The sequence below is a fragment of the Bradyrhizobium sp. SBR1B genome (genome assembly GCF_014198205.1).
Lineage (GTDB): Bacteria > Pseudomonadota > Alphaproteobacteria > Rhizobiales > Xanthobacteraceae > Bradyrhizobium.
Genome location: NZ_JACIHC010000016.1, coordinates 36,652 through 54,471, shown reverse-complemented (window position 1 = coordinate 54,471; position 17,820 = coordinate 36,652). Strand labels below are relative to the sequence as shown.

Below are 17,820 nucleotides of genomic sequence, written 5' to 3'. Positions count from 1 at the left end.
GGTCTTGTCGTTTATGCCTTGCGGGCTTACGTTCCGGAGCAACATGTCGCAAGAGATTTTCGCATGAAATCAGCGTTTCTTCCCGACCGGGGCGTGGTCAAGGTCGCGGGCGAGGATGCGCGCAACTTCCTCAACGGCCTGGTCACGACCGACCTCGACAGGCTGAAACCGGGGCTGGGGCGATTCGGCGCGCTGCTGACGCCGCAGGGCAAGATCATCGTGGATTTCCTGATCACGGAAGTCCCCGCAGGTCACGGCGGCGGGTTCCTGATCGACTGCCCCAAAGCACTGGCCGAGAGCTTCGCCACCAAGCTGAAATTCTACAAGCTGCGCGCCAAGGTCACGGTGGAAAACCTTGATCTCGGCGTGCTCGCCGCCTGGGACGGCCAGCCTGCGGCGCAGCCGGACCTCGCCTTCGCTGATCCTCGCAACGAAGCGCTCGGCACCCGCATCCTGATCCCTGAGGATCTCAAACAGAAACTCTCCGACCTCATCGGGGCCGAGCTGGTCGACGCCGCCGAATACGAGGCGCACCGCATCGCGCTCGGCGTGCCGCGCGGCGGGCTTGATTTCATGTACAGCGATGCGTTTCCGCACGAGACCAACATGGACCGTCTTGCCGGCGTCGACTTCGACAAGGGCTGCTATGTCGGCCAGGAGGTCGTCTCGCGCATGCAGCATCGCGGCACCGCGCGTACCCGCAGCGTGAAGGTGCTGCTCGATGGTCCCTCGCCCGAGGCCGGCGCGACCATTCTTGCCGGCGACAAGCCGGTCGGCACCATCGGCTCGACATCCGGCGGCAAGGGCATTGCGCTGGTGCGCATCGACCGTGTCGCAGACGCGCTCGATGCCGGCCAGCCCCTCACCGCAGGCGGCCTCGTCTTGAAGCTTGCGGAACCGGACGTCGTTCGCATTCCAGCCAAGCAACCCATCGCATGAGCCGCGCTCCCCGCCTGCATCCCGACGGAAAGACCCGCTGCCCCTGGCCGGGCGATGACCCGTTCTATGTTGCCTATCACGACACCGAATGGGGCGTGCCGGAATATGACGACCGCGCGCTGTACGAAAAGCTGATCCTCGACGGCTTCCAGGCCGGCTTGTCCTGGATCACGATCCTGCGCAAGCGCGACAATTTTCGCAAAGCCTTTGACGATTTCCAGCCGGAGAAGATCGCGCGCTACAATGCCAAGAAGGTGCACGCGCTGATGAACGATGCCGGCATCGTGCGCAACCGCGCCAAGATCGACGGCACGATCGCGAGCGCGAGATCGTATCTCGACATCATGGAGAAGGGTCCCGGCTTCTCGAAACTGCTGTGGGACTTCATGGACGGACGGCCCAAGGTCAATCATTTCAAGACCACCGCGAGCGTGCCGGCCTCGACGCCGCTGTCGGTGCAAATCTCGAAGGATCTGTCCTCGCGCGGCTTCAAATTCGTCGGCCCGACCATCGTCTATGCCTTCATGCAGGCGACCGGCATGGTCAACGACCACCTCGTCGACTGCCACTGTCACGCCAGCTGCAGCAAGTCGCAACGCAAGCCGCGCCTCAAGGTCAAATGACGGCGAAGAAGACTGCACGCGACGTGGCGTCCCGCGCCTGGCAGCGCATGCTGTCGGGACGGCGGCTCGATCTGCTCGATCCCTCCCCGCTCGACGTCGAGATCGCCGACATCGCGCATGGGCTGGCGCGCGTCGCGCGCTGGAACGGGCAGACCGTTGGCACGCACATCTTTTCGGTCGCGCAGCACACGCTGCTGGTGGAGACCGTGATGCGGCACGAGATGCCGCGGGTCGACCAGCGCATGCGGCTCGCAGCGCTGCTGCATGATGCGCCCGAATATGTCATCGGCGACATGATCTCGCCGTTCAAGGCGGTGCTCGACGGCCATTACAAGGCGGTGGAGAAACGCCTGCTCGGCGCCATCCATGTCCGCTTCGGACTGCCGCCGGTGCTGCCCGAGGAGGTCACGCTGGCGATCAAGGCCGCCGATCGCGGGGCGGCCTATCTGGAAGCGACCGAGCTTGCCGGCTTCAGCGAAAGCGAGGCGCGGCGCCTGTTCGGCAAGGATCCCGGCCTCTCCGACAGCGTCCGGCGCGACTATCTGACGCCGTGGACGGCGGCCCGGGCCGAGAAGCAGTTTCTGGAGCGGTTTGGCGCGGTGTTCGCGTAGGTGCCGTAGGGTGGGCAAAGGCGCGCTTGCGCCGTGCCCACGTCCTTTCGCTTTTGCGACAAAGGTGGTGGGCACGCTCCGCTTTGCCCACCCTACGGCACCGGCTATACTCGGCGGCAAAAAGGTCCCCCATGATCCACGTCTGTTCCCTCGCCGCGCTTCCCGAAACCGTCCGCCTCACCAGGGCCAGCCACGTGCTGACCGTGATGGCCAATGTCGAGCAGGTGGCACGGCCGGTGTCCGTGCTGCCCGCCAACCATCTCAAGGTCTCGATGGACGACATCACCGAGGAGATGGACGGTTTCGTCGCACCGTCCGAGACCCATATCGATCAGGTGCTGAACTTCGTCCGCGGCTGGGACCGCAGTGCGCCGCTGGTGGTGCATTGCTATGCCGGCATCAGCCGCTCCACTGCGAGCGCGTTTGCGGCGGTGTGCGCGCTCAATCCGAACCGCGACGAGCTCGAGATCGCCAGGAAGATCCGCTCGGCTTCGCCGATCGCCTCGCCGAACCGGCGCATCGTCGGCCTTGCCGATCGTGCGCTGGGACGCGACGGCCGCATGCTGCGCGCGCTCGACGAGATCGGCCCCGGCGCGATGATGGTCGAGGGCCGCCCCTTCGTGATCGAGCTCGAATGACAGCTGCGCGCGACACCGCAGGTGCGCCCCGTCTCCCGCTTGCGGGGGAGGGTTGGGGAGAGGGTATATCCGCAAGCGAGGACCCCCGTGGGGAGAGAGCCCCCACCCGCCGCGCTCTTCGAGCGCGTCGACCTCCCCCGCAAGCGGGAGAGGTGCAGCGAGTTCGTGGAGAGGCCGGCCCAATCAATCGGCATATTTTTCTCTCACCGCCCGCGATATCAGCCGCATGAGCGAGACGCTGCTGACGCCGATCGAGATCGGCCTGACCGCGGCGATCGTCGCGATCGAGGGGCATGAGCCGCTGATCCTCACCGCGCGCGGCAATGACGGGCTTGCCGGCCTGCCGTTCGGCCCGTTCGACGCGCTCGCGCATCGCACCTTCGACATCGGCCTGCGCGCCTGGGTCGAGGAACAGGCGGGCTTGCGGCTCGGTTATGTCGAGCAGCTCTACACCTTCGGCGATCGCGGCCGCCATGCCGAGGCTGGCGACACCGGCGCGCATATGGTGTCGATCGGCTATCTCGCATTGACGCGCGCGGTGGACGGCGAGCTTGCAGCCAATGCGGCGAGCTTCGCGCCATGGTATCGCTTCTTCCCGTGGGAAGACCGGCGCGAGGAGCCGCCGGCGATCATCGCCCGCGACATCATTCCCGCGCTGACCGAATGGGCTGCGGAGGAGACGCCGGAGACGACGCGCGCGCTGCCGCGCAGGGATCGCGTGCGGTTCTATTTCGGCCTCGACGGGGCGGCCTGGGACGAGGAGCGGGTGCTCGACCGCTACGAGCTCTTGTACGAGGCCGGGCTGGTCGAGGAGGCGCGGCGCGACGGCCGCCCTGCGGCATTAGCGCGCAAGACGCTTCCCCCGCTCGGGACCTCGATGCAGTTCGATCACCGCCGGATTCTCGCTACGGCGATCGCGCGGCTGCGTGCAAAACTGAAGTATCGTCCTGTCGTCTTTGAACTTTTGCCGCCCGAATTCACACTTACCGAACTGCAGCATACGGTCGAGGCAATCTCCGGCCGGCACCTGCACAAGCAGAATTTCCGTCGCCTGGTCGAAATGGAAGCCCTGGTCGAACCGACCGGGGTGATGTCGACACAGACGGGCGGACGGCCGGCGGCGCTCTATCGCTTCCGGCGCGACGTGCTCCAGGAGCGGCCCGCGCCGGGCTTGCGCGTGCGCTCCCGGCGTTGACCCGACATACTATGTGACCGGCCCCTGCCCGCCGGTCGCCTGGAGGCTTTATGTTCGACGGCCCGTTTGACGTCTTTGCGTGGATCATTGCGATCGCCGCCTTCCTGATCGCGATCAAGGCCTCCAGCCAGGCGGCCGAGCTGCGCCGGCGACTGAATTCGCTCGAAGAGATGTTCTACGCGCAACGGCAGGTGCAGCCGCCGCCGCTCATGCCCGCGCAGGAGCCGGCGCCTGCGCCCGCAACAACGGCCGCCGAGCCGCCGCCGCTTGCACCCGAAGCCGAGCTGGCGCCGCCGCCACTCGTCACCGAAGAGCTTTCACCGCCGCCGCTCGAAGCGAGCCCCGCGGCTGCCGCACCACCTCCAGTGCCGGCTGCTGCGCCCGGCTTCGAGGAGCAGCTCGGCACCCGCTGGGTGGTTTGGATCGGCGGCCTGGCACTGGCGCTCGGCGGCTTCTTCATGGTGCGCTATTCGATCGAGGCCGGTCTGCTCGGCCCCGGCGTGCGCGTGTTCCTGGGCGGCCTGTTCGCAGCTGCGCTGCTCGGGGCCGGCGAGTGGTCGCGGCGCAAGGAAAGCATTTCCAACATCCAGGCGCTGCCGATCGCCAACATCCCGGCGATCCTCACCGCCGCGGGTACGGCGGTGGCGTTCGCGACCATCTATGCCGCCTATGCGCTCTACGGCTTCCTCGTGCCCGCCACCGCCTTCGTGCTGCTCGGCATCGTGGCCATGTGCACGCTCGCCGCCGCGCTGCTGCACGGGCCGGCGCTGGCCGGCCTCGGCGTGGTCGGCGCCTTCGTGACGCCGCTGCTCGTCTCCAGCGGCAAGCCGGATTATTGGGCCCTCTACATCTATCTCGCCGTCGTCACCGCCGCGAGCTTCGGCCTCGCGCGCATCCGGCTGTGGCGCTGGCTGGCGGTCACGACGATCGCCTTTGCCGTGCTCTGGATCTTCCCGGGTCTGGATAGCGAAGAGTTGCAGGTCGCGCCGCACGCCTTCCAGGTCATCGCAGGCTTCGTGCTCGCCGCGCTGCTCGTCGTCTGCGGCTTCATGTTCGGCCCCAGCATCGAGGACGGCGAGATCGAGCCGGTCTCATCGAGCTCGCTCGGCGCCTACCTGTTCGGCGCCATGCTGATCGTGCTGTCGAGCGCACATGCGGATCTGGCGCTGATCGCGTTCACGCTTCTCGTCGGCGCGACGCTTCTCGTCGCCTGGCGTGCGCCGGCGGCGACCGGCGCGCTCGGTGCGGCCGCAGCGACCGTCTTCATCGTGTTCGCCGAATGGGCGGTGCGCGCCAATCCCGACATGCTGGTGCTGCCGGGCGGCCCCATCGCAGGTGTTGGACCGGCCGCGATCGACAGCTCGGTGACGCTGCATCTGGTGATGGCCGCGATCTTCGCCATCGGCTTCGGCGTTGCGGGCTTCCTCGCGCAGGGCCGCTCCAACTCTGCAATCATTCCCGTGGTGTGGTCGGCCGCAGCCGTCGCCACGCCGATCGCGATCCTCATCGCGCTCTACGCGCGCATCGCCCATCTCGACCGCTCGATCCCGTTCGCGATCCTCGCGGTGCTGCTTGCCGCCGCCTTCGGTGCTGCGACCGAAGCGCTTACACGCCGCGAAACCCGGCCGGGCGTCGCCGTCTCCACCGCCCTGTTCGCGACCGGCACGCTCGGCGCGCTGGCGCTGGCGCTGACCTTCGCGCTGGAGAAGGGCTGGCTCACAATTGCGCTGGCGCTGATGTCGCTCGGCACCGCCTGGATCTCGATGCAGCGGCCGATCCCATTCCTGCGCTGGCTCGCTGCCATCTTCGCCGGCATCGTCACCGCGCGCATCGGCTATGATCCGCGCATCGTCGGCGATGCTGTCGGTACCACGCCGATCTTCAACTGGCTGCTCTGGGGCTATGGCCTGCCGGCGGCCTCGTTCTGGGCCGCGAGCATCTTCCTGCGCCGCCGCGCCGACGATGCGCCGCTGCGCATGGTCGAGACTGCGGCGATCCTGTTCACCGCGCTGCTCGCCTTCATGGAGATCCGGCACTTTGCGACCAATGGCCGGATGACCTCGCCGCCGTCGCTGCTCGAATTCGCCCTGCAGGTCTGCGTCACGCTCGCGATGGCGATCGGGCTGGAGCGCTTGCGGCTGCGCAGCCGCAGCATCGTGCGCAATGTCGGCGCGGTCGTGTTGACGGCGATCGGCGGGCTCATCAGCGTGTTCGGCCTCCTGATCCTGGAGAACCCGCTGATCTGGCACATCGACGTCGGCGGCGCCGTGTTCAACCTGCTGCTGCTCGGCTATGCGCTGCCGGCGGTGCTGATGCTGCTGCTGTCCTACGCAGTGGTGGGGATGCGCGGCAAGGTCTACGCCAACACGATTGCGGGCGGCGCGCTGGTGTTCGCGCTCGCCTATGTCACGCTGGAGATCCGCCGCTTCTATCACGGCCCGATCCTCTCCACCGGCGCGACGACGGGCGCCGAACAATACACCTACTCGATCGGCTGGCTCGCCTTCGGCGTGGCGTTGCTGGGGGTCGGCATTCTCGTCAACTCGGAGCGCGCACGGCTGGCCTCGGCTGCCGTCATCGCGTTGACGATCCTGAAGGCCTTCGTCATCGACATGTCGACGCTCACGGGCGTCTACCGCGCGTTGTCGTTCATGTGCCTCGGCGTCGTGCTGGTCGCGATCGGCTGGCTCTACCAGCGCATCCTGTTCCGGCGGCAGGTCGCACCGCCGCCGGCTCCGCAGGCGAGCGCGTAAAGATCAGGCCGCGCGGACCGATTCCAGGAACTGCGCGACCTCGACCTTCAGGCGGGTGCTGTCGGTCGCCAGCGACTTCGCCGCCGAGAGCACTTCGCCCGAGGCCGAGCCGGTGTCGATCGCGCCGCGCTGCACGTCGGTGATGTTGGACGAGACTTCCTGCGTGCCGAGCGCGGCCTGCTGGACGTTGCGCGAAATCTCCTGCGTCGCGGCGCCCTGCTCCTCGACGGCGGCGGCGATGGCCGATGACACCTCGGACAACCGCTCGATGGTGCCGCCGATCTCCTGGATGGCGCTGACGGATTCCTGCGTTGCAGACTGAATGCCTGCAACCTGCGCCCCGATCTCGCCGGTCGCTTTCGCGGTCTGCTCGGCCAATGCCTTGACCTCGGAGGCGACGACGGCAAAGCCGCGACCGGCTTCGCCGGCGCGCGCCGCTTCGATGGTCGCATTCAGCGCCAGGAGGTTGGTCTGGCCGGCGATGGTGTTGATGAGTTCGACGACGTCGCCGATGCGGGAGGCCGCCTGCGACAGCGCGTTGACGCGATCGTTGGTCCGCGCCGCCTGCTCGACGGCTTCCGCGGCCATCCGCGCCGAATCCTGCACGCGGCGGCTGATCTCGGTGATCGAGGACGACAGCTCCTCCGAGGCGGACGCGACCGCCTGGACATTGGTGGAAGCTTCCTCGGACGCAGCCGCAACGACGGTTGCGAGTTGCTGGCCGCGCTGCGCCGTGCCGCTCAGCGTGGCCGCGGAGGCCTCGAGCTCGGTCGAGGCCGACGACACGGTCTCGACGACCTCGCCGATCATGGCCTCGAAATTGCGCGTGATGGCATCGACGCGGCGACCACGTTCGATCTTGGCCTCGGCGTCGCGTGCGGCCGCCTCATCGGCGGCTTTCTTGGCAACCAGCGCTTCCTTGAAGATCTGGAGCGCATCCGCCATCGAGCCGATCTCGGTCTTCTCGCCGCGATGCGGCACTTCGGCCGAGAGGTCTCCTTCGCCGAGCGACTGCATCGGACGAATGATCGAGGCGATGCCGCGAGAGACGTCGCGCACGAGATAATAGGCGGCGCCGATCGCGATCACGACCGACAGCACGATGATGCCGACCAGGACGCGGAAGATGGTGGCGTAGCTGTCGGCCGCCTGCCTGGTCTCCAGCTCGGCGCCCTGGTTATTGAGCTCGATGCCCTTCTGAAGCAGGGGATCGGCGGCCTGGGCCATCTTGGCGACCTTGGTCTGCAACATCTCGTTGGCGTCGGTCGGGAAGCGGCCGACGCTCTTGCGCGACAGCGCCATCGTCTCCTGCACGCCGTTCAGATATTCGCCCCACGCCTTGCTCCATTGCTCATAGAGCGCGCGCTCTTCGGCGGCCGTGATCAGCGGCTCGTAGACCTTGCGCGTCTTCTCGATGCGCTCACGCAAGCCGGCCAGCCGCTTCTCGGCGGCTTCCTTGCCTTCGGCGGTGTCCTGCATCAGGTGCAAACGGAGCGCGACGCGCAGCTCGTTGATGTCGGCGCGCATGGACCCGAGCGCACGCACGCTCGGCAGCCAGCTCTGTGCAATCTCGACCGTGTGAGCGTTGATATTCTGCATGGTGCCGATCGCCGTCACGCCGACCCCGGCGAGCGACAGAACGAGGACCGACAGCACGGTCAGAAGCTTGAAAACGATCGACAACTTCGACATCACACAAATCCCGATGATACCCTGGCAGCGCGCACGTCACCCGCGCCGCAGGCGTCACGACGGACGACCGGGCGAAGGTCAGTTCAACAATGCTGGCTGGTTCTTATCCCGTAAGATTGCGCCCCATAATTGCAAGCAGGCGTTAACAGGAGCCTACGTAAAACTACGGGTCGGTCTCGTCGGGCGTTATTTTCTCCGCAACCGTCTCTTGCTGCTGCAAGGACACCTCGTGCTGCGATGCGAAACACGACGCACCACCACATGCACCGGACGACCGCCTCAGGCCGCCCGTACTGATTCCAGGAAGCGCGCGACCTCGCTCTTGAGCCGGTTGCTCTCCTGCGACAGCGACTGCGCGGCCGAATGCACCTGCGCCGAGGCAGCCCCGGTTTCGCCGGAGCCGCGCTGGACGTCGGCGATATTCGACGAGACTGCGGAAGTGCCTTGCGCGGCGTGCTGGATGTTGCGGGAGATCTCCTGCGTGGCGGCGCCCTGTTCCTCCACCGCAGCGGCAATGGTCGACGAGATCTCCGACATCTTCGCGATGGTGTCACCGATCTCCTTGATCGCGCCGACGGACTCGTCTGTCGCAGTCTGGATCGCACCGATGTGCTGACCGATCTCGCCGGTGGCTTTCGCGGTCTGCTCGGCAAGCGCCTTCACTTCGGTCGCGACCACCGCAAAACCCTTGCCGGCTTCGCCCGCCCGCGCCGCTTCGATCGTCGCGTTGAGTGCCAGGAGGTTGGTCTGCGCGGCGATGGTGTTGATCAGCTCGACGACGTCGCCGATGCGGGAAGCCGCCTTGGTCAGTTCGGCGACGCGCGCATTGGTGCGCTGAGCCTGGCCGACGGCGACGTCGGCGACACGCGCCGATTCCTGCACCTGGCGGCTGATCTCGGAGACCGAGGAGGTCAATTCCTCACTCGCGGACGACCCCGACTGCACGTTGGCGGACGCCTCCTCCGAGGCCGCCGCCACGGCGGTGGCAAGCCCATTGCCGCGCTCGGCGGCGTGGGTCAGCGTGTTCGACGACGCTTCGAGCTCGGTTGCCGCCGACGACACCGTCTCGATGATCTCGCCGACGGCGCCTTCGAACGTATCGGCGAGCCGTTGCATGTCGAGCTTGCGCTGCTCTCGCCCACGCGCGTCCGCTTCGGCCTGCTCGGCGCGCAGTCGCTCGGCTTCCGCCATGTTGATCTTGAAGACCGCGACTGCGCCGGCCATCTCGCCGATCTCGTCGTTGCGGCCGACGCCGGGGATCACGACGGAGGTGTCACCGTTTGCCAGACCGGTCATCGACCGCACCATGGCGATCAGCGCGGTCGAGATCGAGCGGCCGGTGAAGAAGGACACGCTCCCCACCAGCAGGATGGAGCATCCGAGTGCGACCCACATCCAGAGCTTGATCGAGGCCCGCATCGACTCTTCGGCGGCCTTCGCCGCGTCATATCGCTGACTGACGGTCTTTTCGATCTCGTCGAGCACGGGCTCGATGGTGCGGAATTCCTTGGACATCGCCGAGCCGTGCGCGGCCAGATCCTGCGCGCCGGCTACCCACGCCACGAAGTCGTCCTGGTATTTGGAGAGCTTCTTGCCGATATCGGCCTTGACGGCCGGCGGGATCGCCGACGCCTCGACTTGCCCGGAGAATTCCGTCGCCGTCTTCTTCAGGGCGTCGAGGTATTTCGGGTCGCGGCGCAACATGAAATCTTTCTCGGGACGACGCATCGTCAGCATGCCGCTGGTGAGCCTGGGATCGTCGACGTCCTTGAGCTTGGTCTCGATGTCGTGCACCGCCGTGCGCAACGAGCCTGACAACCCGAGGGTCTCGTTCAATCCAAGCTTGACCTCGGCCCGTTCGACGGCCGCGAATTCGCTCACATATCTCTCGAACCCGGTGCGGACCAGTGACGCCTTTTCCCCGACTGCCGCGTACCCTGCCGCACGCGTCGCGCTGCCGAGACGATCAAGATTGTGGGTAATGTTGGAAGCAAGTTCGGCGTGACGCTTCGCATAGGACTGATCGCGGCGAAGCTGGAAATCCTTCTCGGCCCGGCGCGCTTCGAGCAATTGATGGGTGATCCGCTGGTTCAGATCGGACAGCCTGCGCGCCTCTTCGGCGGCGTCGCGAGACGTGTCCTGGGAGAGGCTGCCAATCTGGTAGATCGTGCCGAAGGCGACGAGCCCGATGAGGCCGAACAGTCCGATCGCCATGACCTTGTGAGTGAGGCGAATGGAAATGCCACTCATGAATGTGCTCCAACGATTGAGACGCAATACGCGAAGGACGACTCAGCATCCGGGAAATTGCGGCAATCATGACTGCGTCGCTTTTCCGGAAAGTTAACCCCGCGCGCCAAGGGTCGCGGCGTCGAATTACGAACGCGCGCAACCGCCGCGCAGTCACGCGGCGGTTGCAAGCAGATCTGCCGAGGAATGTCGCGGTTCAGGCGGCGCGCACGGTGCCGAGAAACTTGCCGACCTCGAGCTTGAGGCGGTTGCTGTCGCCGGACAGCGATTGCGCCGCCGCCAGCACCTGCGAGGATGCCGAGCCGGTTTCGCTCGCGCCATGCTGCACGTCGGTGATGTTGGAGGACACCTGATGGGTGCCCTCCGCCGCCTGCTGCACGTTGCGGGAGATCTCCTGCGTCGCCGCGCCCTGCTCTTCGACGGCAGCCGCGATGGTCGAGGAAATCTCCGACAGCTTCTCGATGGTGTCGCTGATGTCCCTGATGGCGCCGACCGAATGCTCGGTCGCGGTCTGGATGCTGGCGATCTGCTGGCCGATCTCGCCGGTCGCCTTCGCAGTCTGCTCGGCGAGCGCCTTGACCTCGGAGGCGACGACGGCAAAGCCGCGGCCCGCCTCGCCGGCGCGCGCGGCCTCGATGGTCGCATTGAGCGCCAGGAGATTGGTTTGGCCGGCGATGGTGTTGATCAATTCAACCACGTCGCCGATCCGCGCCGCCGCCTTCGACAACTCGCCGACGCGGTCGGTCGTGGTGCGGGCCTGGCTGACCGCTTCGCTGGCGACGCGCGCGGATTCCTGCACCTGGCGGCTGATCTCCGTGATCGACGACGACAGCTCTTCGGTCGCCGACGCCACCGACTGCACGTTGGTGGACGCCTCTTCGGAGGCGGCAGCAACCATGGTGGTGAGTTCCTGTCCGCGCGCCGCAGTCGACGTGAGCGTCGACGCAGACGCTTCCAGTTCAGTCGCGGCCGATGACACGGTATCGACGATCTCGCCGATCGCCGCCTCGAAGCCATCGGCCAGCCTGGACATCTCGGCCTTGCGTTGCACGGCTGCAGCCTGATCCTGCCTGATCTTGGCCTCGGCCTCCTCGCGCGCCTTCTGTTCGGACACGATCTTGAACTTCTCGACAGCCGCCGCGACACCGCCGACCTCGTCCTTGCGGCCGAGACCGGGCAGCACCACGGAAAAGTCGCCGCCGGCGAGCTTGTCCATGGCCACCGTGAGCGCGCGGATCGGCCGTGCGATGGTCAGGAACGACGTGAGCCAGGAGCCGAGGAGGACGAGCGCCGTGAAAGCGCCGATGACTATTGCGATATGCTCGCTGGACGCCATCTCCCGCGCGGAGGCCGCAATCTCCTCTTCGCTTCTGTGCCTGGCGACGTCGGCAATCTGATTGGCAGCCTGGTCTATCTCGCCTGCGATCGGCAACGTGACCTCGCGGGCGAGACGCGTCCCCTCATCGACGAGCTTGGCGAGGCGAGTAGCGGCATCCTCACCCGTGAGAGCCAGGGCGGCACCGCGCACGGATGCGAGCTGCTGAGCTCCCTTGAGGTAGTTCGCCGTGAGGACCTTGAGCTTCTCTATCCTCGCGCGGTTTTCCGGCACGTGCGAGAGCGTGAGCATTGCGTCGGCAACCTTCACCAAATGACCGGCGCGTTCGACCAGCGCGTCGCGCGCCTTCTGCAGTCCATCTGAATTATTGGCGAGGCGGATGTCGCGTGCGGCGAGCTGCATGGCGCGCGCCGCGAGCTTGGATTCGACTGCCTCGCGTGCGAGCTCCTGCTGCTCGGACGCCGTCTGGCTGGACCGGCGCACGTTGCCGTTTCCGATCACCTGACCTGCTATCATCGCGAGGACCAGGAGGATGCCGACCGCCGATGAGATCGCCAGCTTGGTCCCAATCCGCAAATTCTGAACGAGGCTCAACATCGGCATGCTTCCCCTAGGGAATGCGCGGCCGAGTCATTGCCAGCCGCCCTCGGCGTTGATCGCCCTTGTCCAAAAAGTATGCGTTCACCATTCCAATTTGGTTAACGCGGCCTCCCGGCAAATACGGGATCGGTAGGAAAACCCCTTGAATTTCAGCACGGTATGCGCGCTTAACAGGTTAATCACACGCAGTGATAGGACCCCCGCCCCGCTGCGTTACGCTCTCACCGACGAGACTGATGCGGAAGACCGGCTTCTTGTCCTCGTCGAGCAGCTCCATGCACCACTCGGCGTTCGGCTTCAGGCTGCGCGCGATGCCGCCGAGCAGATTGGCGCAGACCTCGGTCATCTCGGTCCAGGCGGCTGTGCGGTCCTCGAATTCGTACGGCTGGTCGGCGGCGCCGGAATAGCGACCGGTGCTGATGCGGAAAAAGTACAGCGACATCGTTGAACCCTTTTATCGGGCCGCGCCCCCCGGCCGTCCGCAAACTGGCGCGCGAACAGCTACCAACGCATGAAAGCCGCCGTCCGTATGACTACGGCGCGGCGGCTTGGCGTTCGATGAACGTCTTCAACAACAAAGTGCGCGGACCGTCCCGCGCAGCCGACTCACTGGGTGGAACGGCGCAGCTCCAGCGGGCCCTCGTTCTTGGCGGGCTCCGACTTCACCGGCTCGAGCCGGCTGCTCTCGACACGCGGCGTCTCGACGCGCGCGGCAACTTCGGTGTTGGACGCGCCGACGGAACCGGTGTGCTCTGTCCTGTGCAGCGAGCGCGGACGCGCCGCAGCGCGCGCCATCAGCATCTGGTTGCCACCCTGGTGATGGAAGTCGCAATAGGCGAAGCCCATCCCCGACACCGAGCCGCGGAAGCTGCGATCGTCGGTCTTTTCCAGGTTGAAACAAGGCTCGAATGGAATGCCCTTGATCGAGGCGCAGACATTCTGGCCACGGATCTGGAGCGTATTGCCGGGCAGGCGGAGATGCTTGACCGGGCCCGCGCCGGAGAACTGCACCGCACCGGCGGCGCCGAGATCGTCCAGGATGCGGCCCGCGCCGCGGGTGCCGTCGAAACAGGTGAAGGCAAACACTTTGCCTGCCACGAAGCGACGCGCCTCGTCGGCGTTCATGCTTCCGGCAAGGGCCGGCGCAAACGTTGCTGCCGCCGTGACAGCCCCCAACACAATACGCGCAAGCATGCTCAACTCCGAACTAACCCCCGCGGCGGGCGATGCCTTATCTCTTTACCCGCTGCTTACCATACTAACCATGGCGACATTGAAGCAGCTTGGTTGGTAAAGTCTGAACGCCGTTAGACAATTTTTACCACGATGCGGCCGCGGACCTGGCCGGCCAGGATTTTTGCGCCCCACTCCGGTACCTGATCAAGAGGAATTTCGTGAGTGATTTCAGATAGTTTAGTCCGATCAAGATCTGACGCCAGGCGCTGCCAGGCGGCTTTCCGCGGCTCGATCGGGCACATCACGGAATCGATGCCGAGAAGGCACACCCCGCGCAAAATGAAGGGCGCGACGGATGACGGCAGGTCCATGCCAGCGGCCAGGCCGCAGGCCGCGATGGCCCCGCCGTATTTCGTCATCGAGAGCAGATTCGCCAGCGTGGTCGAGCCGACGCTGTCGACGCCACCCGCCCAGCGCTCCTTAGCGATCGGCTTAGCCGGCGCCGACAATTCGTTGCGGTCGATGATTTCGGCTGCTCCGAGATGCTTCAGATAGTCGGCCTCCGAGGCTCGGCCGGTCGAGGCGATGACGTGGTAGCCGAGCTTCGAGAGCACGGCGGTGGCGACCGAGCCGACGCCACCGGCAGCACCCGTCACCACCACAGGGCCGCTCTTCGGCGAGAGACCGTGCTTCTCGAGTGCCAGCACCGAGAGCATCGCAGTGAAGCCGGCGGTACCGATTGCCATGGCATCGCGGGCCGACAGGCCTTGCGGCAAGGCGACCAGCCAGTCGCCCTTCACCCGTGCCATCTCGGCATAGGCGCCGAGATGGGTCTCGCCCATGCCCCAGCCGGTGCAGACGACCTTGTCGCCCGCTTTCCATTGCGGATGCGAGGATTGCTCGACCGTGCCGGCGAAGTCGATGCCGGCGATCATCGGGAAGCGGCGCACCACCGGCGCCTTGCCGGTGAGCGCGAGGCCGTCCTTGTAGTTCAGCGTCGACCATTCCACGCGGACGGTGACGTCGCCGTCCATCAGTTCGGCTTCATCGAACTGCGTCAGCGCGGCAGTGGTGCCCTTGTCCGCCTTGTCGATCCGGATCGCCTTGAATGTGGCCACAGCTGAACTCCCTGACTGGTTTGACCGGGATGTTTAGCCGATCAGGCAGGCTGCGCAACCGCCCGAACGACAGGTTTCTCCACGATCGGAAGATTGATCAGCGCGGAAAGCACGCCGAACAGGATCGAGAGCCACCAGATCGGCGTATAGGAACCGAAGCGTTCGAAGACGATGCCCCCTAACCAGACACCGAGGAAGCCGCCGACCTGATGGCTGACGAAGGCAAAGCCGTACAGCGTCGCAAGCCAGCGCGTGCCGAACATCAGCGCCACCAGCGCCGAGGTCGGGGGCACCGTGGACAGCCAGGTCAGGCCGGAGACAGCACCGAACGCGATCGCCGAGAACGGCGTGATCGGGAACGAAATGAAGGCGAGGGTTGCGAGCGCACGCGTGAAGTAGATGGCCGAGAGGATGTAGCGCTTGGGTAGCGAGTTCTGGAGATAGCCGACGCTGAGCGAGCCGATGATGTTGAACAGGCCGATCGCCGCGATCACCCAGCCTCCGGTTTGCGTCGAGATGCCGCGATCGACCAGGAAGGCCGGCAGATGCACAGTGATGAAGGCGAGCTGGAATCCGCAGGTGAAGAAGCCGAGCACCAGCAGCACATAGGAGCGGTGACCGAAGGCTTCGGCGAGCGCCCTGGTGATGGTCTGCTCATCCGCCGGCGTCGCACTGGCCGTAGTTGCAGCCGGCGGCGTCGAGAGCGCCAGTGACAGCGGGATGATCAGCAGCATCAGGAAGCCGAACACGGAGAGGGCCTGCTGCCAGCCGAAATTGTCGATCAACGCGACGCCGATCGGTGCGAACAGGAACTGCCCGAATGATCCCGCGGCCGTGCCGGCACCGAGCGCGAGGCCGCGCTTTTCGGCCGGCAGCAGCTTGGTGAATGCCGACAGCACCAGATTGAACGAGCAGCCGGCGAGTCCGAAGCCGACCATGACGCCGGCACCGATGTTGAGCGACAGCGGCGTCGAGGAATAGCGCATCAGCAAGAGGCCGCCGGCATAGAGCAGCGCCCCGACGCACATCACCCGGAACAGGCCGAAGCGATCGGCGACCGCGCCGGCGATGGGCTGACCCAGTCCCCACAGCAAATTCTGAAAGGCGATGGCGAGGCCAAACACGTCGCGGCCCCAGGAGAATTCATGGCTCATCGGCTGCACGAAGAAACCGAGCGCCGAGCGCGGGCCAAAGCCGAGCATGCCGATCGCGCAGCCGCACAAAATGATGACGGCGGGGGTACGCCAGCTGGAGGAACGTGAGGCCGGAGCGAGTTCGCCCACTGATGTCGACATGGTATTTCCCCGTCTGTCATTGGCGGATTCGCAAAGAGGCGGCCGCGAATGCGTCATTTAATGCATTTGCATGAAAATCCCAAATCAAAAACGGTTGCATTCCACGAGGGGCTGCCGCGGGAGCATTGCGTTTCAATCTGGCCTTCGCCAGACGCGTCGGACGACGACCTGACGAGATTGTGTGCGGCAGGACCTAGCCGTCCTCGGCAGAGCGTGCTACTTTTGATTTACTCATATTGAGCATATATGAGGATCGATGAAACCCGCTCCGGCCCCTCGGCCGGATTACTCAGGCCCTACATATACTCATATTGAGTATAAATGACATACGAGGGAGGCTCTAATGCCGATCACTGAAATCTACGGTCCAGACGATTTTGCCAACCGGCCGCAGGGCCATCTCGCCTCCTCTCCCCGCCCCGCACCAGCGCCCACAGCGCGCGCGCTGCCGACGCCTTCGCTGGGATGGACGGCGGAGATCGAACGCGCCACCGCCCCGCTCTATGAGCGCGTGAAGCACGTCATCCCCCCGATCGAGTGGCCGCTGATGGCGCCGACGATCAAGGCGATCAACGACCTGAAGAAAGCGCGGGGTGCGGTGATCCTCGCCCACAACTACCAGGCGCCGGAGATCTTCCACTGCGTCGCCGACATTGGTGGCGACTCGCTGCAGCTCGCGGTCGAGGCCACCAAGGTGGAGGCCAATGTCATCGTGCAGTGCGGCGTGCACTTCATGGCGGAGACCTCAAAACTGCTCAACCCGGACAAGACGGTGCTGATCCCGGATTCGCGCGCCGGCTGCTCGCTGGCCGCCAGCATCACCGGCGCCGACGTGCGCCTGCTCCGCGAAAAATTTCCGGGCGTGCCTGTCGTCGCCTACATCAACACCTCGGCGGAGGTGAAAGCCGAGGTCGACATCTGCTGCACCTCCTCGAACGCGGTGCAGGTGGTCGAGAGCCTGAACGCGCCAAGCGTGATCTTCCTGCCCGATCGCTATCTCGCCACTTACGTGGCCTCGAAGACCGACGTGAAGATCATCGCCTGGAAAGGCGCCTGCGAGGTGCACGAGCGCTTCAAGGGCGAAGAGCTGCGCGCCTTTCGCGAGGCCGATCCGTCCGTGCAGATCATCGCACATCCCGAATGTCCGCCGGACGTGCTGGCGGAAGCCGACTTCACCGGCTCGACCGCGCACATGATCAACTGGGTGCGCGAAAAGCGGCCGCGGCGGCTGGTGATGATCACGGAATGCTCGATGGCCGACAATGTGCGCGCCGAGCTGCCTGACGTCGAGATGCTGCGCCCCTGCAATCTCTGCCCGCACATGAAGCGCATCACGCTCGCCAACATTTTGGACAGCCTGCTGACGCTCCGCGAAGAGGTGACGATCGATCCCGCACTTGCGGATCGCGCAAGGCGCTCGGTCGAGCGGATGATCAATCTGAAGAATTAACAACACATGCAGCGTCACACACAGCTGTCGTCCCGGACAAGCGTAGCGCAGATCCGGGACCCCCGCGCGAGCGCTCGCGCTCGTCGCGCTGACCACAGGAAGATGTTTGGCGAAGAGAGGCAACGCGCAGCTTCGCACAACAAC

14 protein-coding genes are annotated in these 17,820 nt (G+C 65.6%); 7 read left to right on the top strand and 7 right to left on the bottom strand.

What is annotated here, in order from left to right; all coding sequences use genetic code 11:
- Positions 1-63: 63 nt before the first annotated feature.
- The 6 genes from GGD61_RS30370 (at position 64) to GGD61_RS30345 (ending at position 6,759) form a co-directional block, all read left to right on the top strand.
- Complete coding sequence (locus tag GGD61_RS30370; RefSeq protein ID WP_018323376.1) at positions 64-939, top strand: folate-binding protein YgfZ; 876 nt, start codon at positions 64-66, stop codon at positions 937-939.
- Complete coding sequence (locus GGD61_RS30365; protein ID WP_092262461.1) at positions 936-1,562, top strand: DNA-3-methyladenine glycosylase I; 627 nt, start codon at positions 936-938, stop codon at positions 1,560-1,562. The genes GGD61_RS30370 and GGD61_RS30365 overlap by 4 nt, the downstream gene beginning before the upstream one ends.
- Entirely contained in the window at positions 1,559-2,173 is a 615-nt protein-coding gene (locus GGD61_RS30360) for a YfbR-like 5'-deoxynucleotidase (protein WP_018323374.1), read from the top strand. The genes GGD61_RS30365 and GGD61_RS30360 overlap by 4 nt, the downstream gene beginning before the upstream one ends.
- Positions 2,174-2,304: 131 nt before the next feature.
- Entirely contained in the window at positions 2,305-2,811 is a 507-nt protein-coding gene (locus tag GGD61_RS30355; RefSeq protein ID WP_018323373.1) for a tyrosine phosphatase family protein, read from the top strand.
- A gap of 226 nt (positions 2,812-3,037) precedes the next feature.
- Positions 3,038-4,006 carry an NrtR DNA-binding winged helix domain-containing protein gene (locus tag GGD61_RS30350; protein ID WP_177237510.1) on the top strand — a complete coding sequence of 323 codons (969 nt, stop codon included), beginning with the start codon at positions 3,038-3,040 and terminating at the stop codon, positions 4,004-4,006.
- A gap of 50 nt (positions 4,007-4,056) precedes the next feature.
- Positions 4,057-6,759, top strand: a complete 2,703-nt coding sequence (locus GGD61_RS30345) for a DUF2339 domain-containing protein (RefSeq protein ID WP_183231745.1) — start codon at positions 4,057-4,059, stop codon at positions 6,757-6,759.
- Positions 6,760-6,762: 3 nt separating this feature from the next.
- Here the strand turns inward: GGD61_RS30345 and GGD61_RS30340 are convergent, their stop codons facing one another.
- From GGD61_RS30340 to GGD61_RS30310, 7 genes are all read right to left on the bottom strand, one after another.
- The gene (locus tag GGD61_RS30340) at positions 6,763-8,451 is read right to left on the bottom strand and encodes a methyl-accepting chemotaxis protein (RefSeq protein ID WP_177237509.1); all 1,689 of its coding nucleotides are present in this window, start codon (positions 8,449-8,451) and stop codon (positions 6,763-6,765) included.
- A gap of 279 nt (positions 8,452-8,730) precedes the next feature.
- The gene (locus GGD61_RS30335; RefSeq protein ID WP_183231744.1) at positions 8,731-10,701 is read right to left on the bottom strand and encodes a methyl-accepting chemotaxis protein; all 1,971 of its coding nucleotides are present in this window, start codon (positions 10,699-10,701) and stop codon (positions 8,731-8,733) included.
- A 196-nt stretch (positions 10,702-10,897) separates the two neighbouring features.
- Positions 10,898-12,634, bottom strand: coding sequence for a methyl-accepting chemotaxis protein (locus tag GGD61_RS30330; protein ID WP_092262613.1), 1,737 nt, complete (start codon positions 12,632-12,634; stop codon positions 10,898-10,900).
- A 178-nt stretch (positions 12,635-12,812) separates the two neighbouring features.
- Positions 12,813-13,079: a DUF6894 family protein gene (locus GGD61_RS30325; RefSeq protein WP_092262444.1), complete on the bottom strand. Its 267-nt coding sequence runs from the start codon at positions 13,077-13,079 to the stop codon at positions 12,813-12,815.
- A gap of 164 nt (positions 13,080-13,243) precedes the next feature.
- Positions 13,244-13,831: a hypothetical protein gene (locus GGD61_RS30320; RefSeq protein WP_092262441.1), complete on the bottom strand. Its 588-nt coding sequence runs from the start codon at positions 13,829-13,831 to the stop codon at positions 13,244-13,246.
- Between the two features lie 113 nt (positions 13,832-13,944).
- Positions 13,945-14,931 (bottom strand): MDR family oxidoreductase, encoded by a 987-nt coding sequence (locus tag GGD61_RS30315; RefSeq protein WP_092262437.1) that lies wholly within the window; start codon positions 14,929-14,931, stop codon positions 13,945-13,947.
- Positions 14,932-14,972: 41 nt separating this feature from the next.
- On the bottom strand, positions 14,973-16,226 hold the full coding sequence (locus GGD61_RS30310; RefSeq protein WP_092262434.1) for an MFS transporter: 1,254 nt from the start codon (positions 16,224-16,226) through the stop codon (positions 14,973-14,975).
- A gap of 343 nt (positions 16,227-16,569) precedes the next feature.
- On the opposite strand from GGD61_RS30310, the gene nadA reads away from it, so the two are divergent.
- Positions 16,570-17,676 carry a quinolinate synthase NadA gene (nadA, locus tag GGD61_RS30305; RefSeq protein ID WP_092262431.1) on the top strand — a complete coding sequence of 369 codons (1,107 nt, stop codon included), beginning with the start codon at positions 16,570-16,572 and terminating at the stop codon, positions 17,674-17,676.
- Positions 17,677-17,820: the final 144 nt, after the last annotated feature.